Genomic DNA, 7267 nt, shown 5'->3' on the forward strand with positions numbered 1-7267 from the left:
GGGCGTTCCTGGCCGTTCAGGGCGGCAGCGCCAGGCCGGTGCCCAGAAGCTCCGCGAGATCCCGCGCCGGACGAGCCGCCTCGCGGCCGAGCCGGATGGCGAAGCCGGCCATTGGCAGCGGCGGCAGGTCGAGATGGGGAGACGCTTCCACGATACCGGAATGGGCAAGACGCCGGGTGCGCGGCGTCAGCGCGATGCCGGCATTGACCGCGCTGCGCAGGCCGGCAAGGCTGGAGCTGCCGGCAGCGATGCGGTAGCGGCGGCCGGCGGCGTCGAGTGCATTGAGCGCAGCCTCCCTGAAGCCGCAATATGGATCGAGCAGCGCCACCGGCACCACGTCCTGCCGCGTCGCCAGCCCTTTTTCCGAGCAGAGCCACAGCATCGGCTCGCTGATCAGGAACGCTTCATCCGGGGATGGCGCATGGCGCATGGTGATCGCGAGATCGAGCTGGCCCGCCTGCAGCGCGGACCCGAGCTCCAGGGAGCGGCCGACGCGCAGCTCGATCCTGACGCGCGGATGGCTGGCGGCGAAGGCGCGCAACAGCTCCGGCAGGCCATGATCGGCAAAGTCCTGCGTGGTTCCGATGGCGATGCGACCGCCGACGCGCGCCCCTTTCAGCGCCAGCCAGGCCTCGGTGTGGACGGCAAGGATGCGCCTGGCGTGTCCGACAAGGTCCTCGCCGGCAGGCGTCAGCCCGCGCGCACGTCCCTGGGGCGCGAGCAGCGGCTCGCCGACGACCTCCTCCAGCCGCTGCATCTGCGCCGTGACGGCGGATGGGGAGCGGCCAACAGCGGACGCCGCCCTGGCCAGGGAGCCGCCATCGACGAAGGCGAGGAAGGTTTTGAGCAGGTCGGGATCGAGAGTTTTCATAATTCGATAATATCGAAGTGATTGTCAAAAACAATTCGATTTTTTTGATGAATGGCTGGTGGCACGGTCCCTTCATCGGCCGGCGCGAAGCCGTCAGAAGCGAAGGAGAGAAAAATGCCGATCATCAATGTCAGCGTCACTGGCGAGCCCGACGCAAAGCGTTCCGCCGCGATCGCGAAGGAGATCACCGAGATTACGGCCACGCATCTGCGCAAGGACCCGACCATCACCGCGGTTGCGGTCAGCTACGTCGATCCGCAGCACTGGTTCGCCGGCGGCAAGTCGCTGGCCGAGCATGGCACGAGCACCTTCTGGCTCGACATCAAGGTGGTGGACGGCACCAACACCAAGCTCGAGCTCGAAGCCTATCTCAAGGCGATTTTCGACGCCTTCGGCCGCCTGCTCGGCGGCGTCCATGAGGAAAGCTACGCGCTGGTGCATGAGGTTCCGGCGGCGGCCTACGGCTTTGGCGGCAAGAGCCAGGAGTTCCGCTTCATCAGCGGGAGACTGAAGGTGGCGTAGCGGCACGCCTTTCCCCGCTCCCCTGTGCGAGACGGTGGGTCGGCGCGCAGCGTCGAGACGGATGAGAGGTTTTGGAAGAAGCACGGCCTGGAAGAATCGATTGCTTTCAGGCACTTACATATCCAGCGAAGCGACCCGTCCAATACCCTCATCCGTCCGGGCTTCGCTCGGCCACCTTCTCCCGCAAGGGGAGAAGGGAGCGCCCTACCAGCCCCACATTGACCTTGCCCCCACTTCCGCTACCTTCTGCCACCGAAGCGGCCGCGCAAGAGCCGCACCGTGGAGGACGTTGGGAGAGAGCGGCATGATCCTGACATTGGCGCTGCTTGCCGGTCTTGTCTTTGCCTGGCTGCTGATTGGCGTGATCGAAAGGTTCCGGCTCGATCTGCGCTTTACCCAGGCGTTGCTCTACGTGCCGTTCAAGCTCGCCTACCGTATTGCCGACGACCGCATCCGCATTGCCCGCAATGCCCGCACGCCGGTGATCTATGTCGTTTCGCACCAATCGCGCATCGAGCCGGCGCTGATGCTGTCGCTCTTGCCTGACGACACGCTGCACATTCTGGACGAGGCCTCGGCCCGCTCGCCCTGGCTGGAGCCGTGGCGCGAGCTTGCCCGCACCATCGCCTTCAATGCCGAACATCTCTTCGTCAGCCGGCGGCTGGTGCGCGTGCTGAAGGGCAAGGGCCGGCTTGCGGTCTATCTGCCCGACGACGTCGAGCCGGACGTCAAGTCGTTCCGGCTGTTCCGCGCCATCACCCGCATCGCCATGCAGGCCGACGCCCGCATCGTGCCGATCTTCGTCGCCGGTGCGCGCGACCTGCCGATGTCGCTGACGCCGGCCGACAAGGCGCCGCGTCACTGGTTCCCGCGCCTGTCGCTCAGCGTGCTGGAACCGATGACCGTGGCCGAGCTGGTGGCTCGCAACCCCGACATGGCGTCGAACACCAACGCCCTGTTCGACCGGTTTGCCGAGGCGCGGCTCTACGGCAGCAATCTCGACCGCGGCCTGTTCCTGGCCATGCGCGACGCGGCGGATCGCGTCGGTGCCTCGCATCCGATCATCGAGGACGTGATTTCGGGCGCGCTCAGCTATCGCAAGATGTTCATCGGCGCGCGCGTGCTCGGCCGCCGCTTCGAAGCGGTGACGGCGCCCGGCGAAGCGGTCGGCCTGCTCCTGCCCAATGCCAACGGCGTGGTGCTCTCCTTTGTCGGGCTTATCTCGGCGGCCCGCATCGCGGCGATGATCAACTACACCGCCGGCCCGGCGAGCGTCACCGCCGCGATCCGCACGGCGGTCATTCGCACAGTGGTCTCTTCTCGCGCGTTCATCGAGAAGGCCGCCATCGACGACATCGTCGCCGCCGTCGAGGCGGGCGGCGCCAAGATGCTGTGGCTGGAGGATGTGCGCGAGAGCGTGACCTTGCTCGACAAGGTCGCGGCGGCGCTTTTCTGGCGTTTTCCGCTGCAGCGGCAGCAGGCGTCGAAACCAGCGGTGATCCTGTTCACCTCGGGCTCGGAAGGAACGCCGAAGGCGGTGGTGCTGTCGCACCGCAACCTTCTCGCCAACGCCATGCAGGCCGAGGCCCGCATCACGATCTCGCCGGCCGATATCCTGCTCAACGTGCTGCCCGTCTTCCATTCGTTCGGGCTGACCGGCGGCACTATCCTGCCGCTGGTAACCGGCGTGAAACTGTTCCTCTATCCCTCGCCGCTGCACTACAAGATCATTCCGGAGATCGCGCGCAAGGTGAAGCCGACCGTCATGTTCGGCACCGACACTTTCCTCGCCAACTATGCCCGCACTGCCAAGGACGGCGATTTCTCCAGCCTGCGTTTCGTTGTTGCCGGCGCTGAAGCGGTAAAGCCCGAGACAAGGCGCACCTACCGTGACCGTTTCCAGGCATCGATCATCGAAGGTTTTGGGCTGACCGAGGCGGCGCCAGTGGTGGCGGTGAACACCGCCATCCACAATCGCGACGGCACGGTCGGCCGGCTGCTGCCGGCGATCCGTATGAAGCTTGAGCCGGTCGAGGGCATCAGCGAGGGCGGCCGGCTTTGGCTCGACGGGCCGAACATGATGATGGGCTACATGACCGCCGACCGCCCCGGCGAGTTGCAGCCGCTCGAGGGCTGGCACGACACCGGCGACATCGTCTCGGTCGACCGCGACGGCTTCATCACCATCCGAGGGCGGGCAAAACGCTTTGCCAAGATCGCCGGCGAGATGGTGTCGCTGGGCGCGGTCGAGATGCTGGTGCAGTCGCTATGGCCGGAACAGCGCCATGCCGCGGTGGCGGTGCCCGATAAGAGGCGCGGCGAGCGCATCGTGCTGGTCACCACGGCCGACGATGCCAATGCCGAAGAGCTGCGCCAGTTCGGCAAGAAGGCGGGCGCGGCCGAGTTGATGGTGCCCAATGACATCATCAAGGTGGAAGAAATCCCGGTGCTGGGTTCCGGCAAGACGGATTACGTGTCGGCGCGGAAGCTGGCGATCGACCGGCTGGGATTGGGGGTAGCGGCCTAGCGCGGTTATTTCCCCCCTTGTGGGGGAGAAAGCATTTTCCTGCATTCGCGAGCGGGCTTGTCCCCGAGCAAGTGCTTGGAAAATACCGGAGAAGGGGGTCTCGTAGGGCGCGGAGGCTGCTTCTTGTAGAGCGCCAACTTCTCATGTTAGGCGCTTTCCCCTCTCTTGCGATTTCCAACACTTAGCTTCGCTAAGATGTTGAAATGGCTATTTCCCCCACAACGGGGGAGATAGGGCGCAGTGCTTACCCGATATCGGAAGGCGGCACCTTCTCGCCTTCGCGCATGGCCCGCTTCGAATAGGCCCGCACCGAGAACGGCAGGAAGACGAGGTAGCCGGCGACCGATGCCGTCAGCGTGTACCAGGGATAGGCCATCAACAGCAGGATGTAGAGCACCACGCCGAGGATGACCGGAAGCACTCTGTCTCCCGGCACCTTGACGCTCTTGCCCGAATAGACCGGCAGCCGGCTGACCAAAAGGAAGGCGACGAGCACGGTGAAGCCGGTGGCGACGAAGGCCGCCGGCCGGGTCGGTTCCAGGCCGAGCCGCAGGAAGTAGAGATAACAGGGCAGCATGACCAGCACCGCGCCCGCCGGCGCCGGGACGCCGACGAAATACTCGGTTTGCCAGGCCGGCTGATCGGTGTCGTCGGCCAGCACATTGAAGCGAGCGAGCCGCATGCCGCAGGCGATGGTGAACAGGAGCGCCGCGATCCAGCCCGGCGAGCCGGCGCGGTCGAGCAGGAAGGCATAGAGCACCAGCGCCGGCGCGACGCCGAAATTGACGATATCGGCCAGCGAATCCATCTGCGCGCCGAACTTCGAGGTCGCCTTCAGCATGCGCGCCAAGCGGCCGTCGATGCCGTCGAGGAAAGCGGCGAGCAGCACCATGACCACCGCCGGCTCGAAGCGGTCCTCGAAGGCGAAGCGGATGCCGGAAAGGCCGGCGCAGATCGCAAGAACGGTCACCAGATTGGGCAGCACCATGCGCATCGGGATCTCGCGGATGCGCGGGCCGCCGCTGGCGTGTGCCTCGAACTTCTTGAAAGGCGCGCCCACCGCTCAGGAAATCCTGACCAGCGGGGCGACCGCCGCGCCGCCGAACTCGGCAAGCACCGTCTCGCCGCCTACCGCCGTCTGGCCGACGGCGACGCGCGGCACGGCGTTCGACGGCAGGAAGACGTCGACGCGGGAGCCGAAGCGGATCAGGCCAAAACGCTCGCCGATGCCGATCGAGCCGCCCTGCTCGGCCCAGCAGACGATGCGGCGCGCCACAAGGCCGGCGATCTGCACGGCGGCGATGGTGCCGTTGGGGCTGTCAATGACCAGGCCGTTGCGCTCGTTCTCGGAGCTTGCCTTGTCGAGCTCGGCATTGAGGAATTTGCCGGGACGATGCTCGATCCGCGTGATCCTGCCACGCACCGGCGCGCGGTTGATATGGCAGGAAAAGACATTCATGAACACCGAGATACGGGTCATTTCGCCCGTACCCAGACCAAGCTCGCGCGGCGGCACGGCAGGCCCGACCGCCGAAACCACGCCGTCGGCCGGGCTGACCACCAGCCGGTCGTCGACCGGCGTGACGCGCTCTGGGTCACGGTAAAAATAGATGCACCAGCCGGTGAGGATCAGCCCGAGCCAGAACAGGATCGAGGAGAAATAGCCGAGGAACAGCGTTGCCGCGCCGAAGGCGGCGATAAAGGGATAGCCCTCGCGATGGATCGGAACGAACGTATTCTTGATCGTATCGAGAAGAGTCATAGGGCTTGGGGCGGTCGCTGTTTCAGGTCCGGTCTGAATAGCGGAAAGCCCCCTCCCCGCAACGCAACAATGGGAGAGGCGAATAGCGAGGGACTCATAGCCGTGATTTTAGCGCCGGCCTGTGTCAGGGTGCGCGAGGGCGGTGCGAAATCGACAAGGTCGAGGTCGATCGGGGCTGCTTTGCCTGCATGCTGGGCGGTGCCGACGGCAGGACGCTGTTCATCACCGCCGCCGAATGGCGCGGCTTCGAGAACATGGTCGGCGACGCCCGCACCGGCCAGGTACTGGGCGTCGCCGCGCCTGCACCCGGCGCAGGCTGGCCGTCTTACACCTCCGGCACGCGCTGATAGTGCGCGATATCCGCCTTGACGCCAAGGCGGGCGATCGTTGCCTGAGGGCTGAAGGCGATGCGCTCGTGCGCGGCCTTGACGATCGGCACGACGTTGTCGACCGCGGCCTGGCTTTCCCATTCGACCATGGTGACGATGTTGAATTCGCCGGGGCCGGAGAACTGCTCGAGCAGGAAGTCCTGCACGAAGCCGTCCTGCTGGCGCAGCAATTCGTGCGTCATCCTGACCTTGCCGAGGATCTCGTCGCGCGCTTCCGCCGGCACGACGAATTTGTCGACCCGGAACACGCTGCCAGCGCGTTGATCTTTATTATTCATCGATCGGTCTCCGTTCTTGGAAGGCTTGCTTCGCAGGGGTTCGGAGCCGGTTTGCAAGCTCAAGCTAGGTTGAGGTCAACAGAATTTTTTACCCTTTCCTCTTTCCCTTACGGGAGAAGGGGAAGTAGGCGCTAGCTCACCTCCGACGTCCTTCTCCGTACGATCACGCCGAACTCGTCGCTTTCACGCGCAATGCGCAGGCGCTCCTCGGCTTCGGTGGCCTCGCGCTGGCGGTCCCACATCGAGGCATAGAGGCCCTGCTGGCGCAAGAGTGCGGCGTGGGTGCCGCGCTCGGCGATCTGGCCGTCCTTCAGCACGATGATCTCGTCGGCCGAGATCACCGTCGACAGCCGGTGGGCAATCACAAGGGTGGTGCGGCCCTTGCTAACGAGGTCCAGCGCCGCCTGGATCTCCTGCTCGGTCTGGGTGTCCAGCGCCGAGGTCGCCTCGTCCAGCATCAGGATCGGCGGGGCCTTCAGGATCGTGCGGGCGATCGCGACCCGCTGCTTCTCGCCGCCCGACAGTTTCAGGCCGCGCTCGCCGACCATCGAGCGGTAGCCGTCGGGGAGTTTTTCGATGAACGGCCCGATCTGGGCGAGTTCGGCGGCCTTGCGCACCTCCTCCTCGCTGGCGCCGATGCGGCCATAGCGGATGTTGTAAGCGATGGTGTCGTTGAAGAGCACCGTGTCCTGCGGCACCATGCCGAGCACCGCGCGCAGGCTCTCCTGGGTGACGTCGCGGATGTCCTGGCCGTCGATCAGCACCTGGCCGCGCTGCACGTCATAGAAGCGGAACAGAAGCCTGGAGATGGTCGACTTGCCTGCGCCGGAGGGGCCGACGATGGCGACCGTCTTGCCGGCCGGCACCTCGAAGGAGACGCCCTTCAGGATCTTGCGGTTTGAATCATAGGAGAAGTGC

General features: G+C 65.4%; 8 protein-coding genes. 3 read left to right on the plus strand and 5 right to left on the minus strand.

What is annotated here, in order from left to right; all coding sequences use genetic code 11:
* Window positions 1-16 precede the first annotated feature (16 nt).
* Window positions 17-871 carry a LysR substrate-binding domain-containing protein gene (locus EOA75_RS25600; protein ID WP_127325460.1) on the minus strand — a complete coding sequence of 285 codons (855 nt, stop codon included), beginning with the start codon at window positions 869-871 and terminating at the stop codon, window positions 17-19.
* 114 nt (window positions 872-985) lie between these two features.
* Between EOA75_RS25600 and EOA75_RS25605 the strand changes: the two genes are divergently transcribed.
* Both EOA75_RS25605 and EOA75_RS25610 read left to right on the plus strand, forming a co-directional pair.
* Window positions 986-1393, plus strand: coding sequence for a 4-oxalocrotonate tautomerase family protein (locus tag EOA75_RS25605; RefSeq protein WP_066997323.1), 408 nt, complete (start codon window positions 986-988; stop codon window positions 1391-1393).
* A gap of 304 nt (window positions 1394-1697) precedes the next feature.
* Window positions 1698-3920, plus strand: coding sequence for an AMP-binding protein (locus EOA75_RS25610; protein WP_127325461.1), 2223 nt, complete (start codon window positions 1698-1700; stop codon window positions 3918-3920).
* Between the two features lie 244 nt (window positions 3921-4164).
* On the opposite strand, the gene EOA75_RS25615 is transcribed toward EOA75_RS25610, so the two are convergent.
* Window positions 4165-4908, minus strand: coding sequence for a phosphatidylcholine/phosphatidylserine synthase (locus EOA75_RS25615; protein ID WP_245457363.1), 744 nt, complete (start codon window positions 4906-4908; stop codon window positions 4165-4167).
* A gap of 75 nt (window positions 4909-4983) precedes the next feature.
* A complete protein-coding gene (locus EOA75_RS25620) occupies window positions 4984-5721 on the minus strand; it encodes a phosphatidylserine decarboxylase (protein ID WP_281058558.1) in 738 nt (245 codons plus the stop codon).
* Window positions 5722-5870: 149 nt separating this feature from the next.
* On the opposite strand from EOA75_RS25620, the gene EOA75_RS25625 reads away from it, so the two are divergent.
* Window positions 5871-6029, plus strand: coding sequence for a hypothetical protein (locus EOA75_RS25625; protein ID WP_245457090.1), 159 nt, complete (start codon window positions 5871-5873; stop codon window positions 6027-6029).
* On the opposite strand, the gene EOA75_RS25630 is transcribed toward EOA75_RS25625, so the two are convergent.
* Complete coding sequence (locus EOA75_RS25630; RefSeq protein ID WP_127215985.1) at window positions 6008-6349, minus strand: antibiotic biosynthesis monooxygenase; 342 nt, start codon at window positions 6347-6349, stop codon at window positions 6008-6010. The genes EOA75_RS25625 and EOA75_RS25630 overlap by 22 nt on opposite strands.
* A gap of 131 nt (window positions 6350-6480) precedes the next feature.
* Window positions 6481-7267, minus strand: a 787-nt coding sequence (locus EOA75_RS25635) for an ATP-binding cassette domain-containing protein (protein ID WP_127325462.1), incomplete at its 5' end; no start/stop codon positions are given.

The organism is Mesorhizobium sp. M1A.F.Ca.IN.022.07.1.1, from assembly GCF_003997575.1.
Lineage (GTDB): Bacteria > Pseudomonadota > Alphaproteobacteria > Rhizobiales > Rhizobiaceae > Mesorhizobium.

Excerpts from the sequence above, each read along its gene's own strand:
- EOA75_RS25615 (WP_245457363.1), bottom strand. The coding sequence starts at position 4,908 with ATGGTGCTGCCCAATCTGGTGACCGTTCTTGCGATCTGCGCCGGCCTT.
- EOA75_RS25630 (WP_127215985.1), bottom strand. The coding sequence starts at position 6,349 with ATGAATAATAAAGATCAACGCGCTGGCAGCGTGTTCCGGGTCGACAAA.
- EOA75_RS25605 (WP_066997323.1), top strand. The coding sequence starts at position 986 with ATGCCGATCATCAATGTCAGCGTCACTGGCGAGCCCGACGCAAAGCGT.
- EOA75_RS25600 (WP_127325460.1), bottom strand. The coding sequence starts at position 871 with ATGAAAACTCTCGATCCCGACCTGCTCAAAACCTTCCTCGCCTTCGTC.
- EOA75_RS25625 (WP_245457090.1), top strand. The coding sequence starts at position 5,871 with ATGCTGGGCGGTGCCGACGGCAGGACGCTGTTCATCACCGCCGCCGAA.
- EOA75_RS25610 (WP_127325461.1), top strand. The coding sequence starts at position 1,698 with ATGATCCTGACATTGGCGCTGCTTGCCGGTCTTGTCTTTGCCTGGCTG.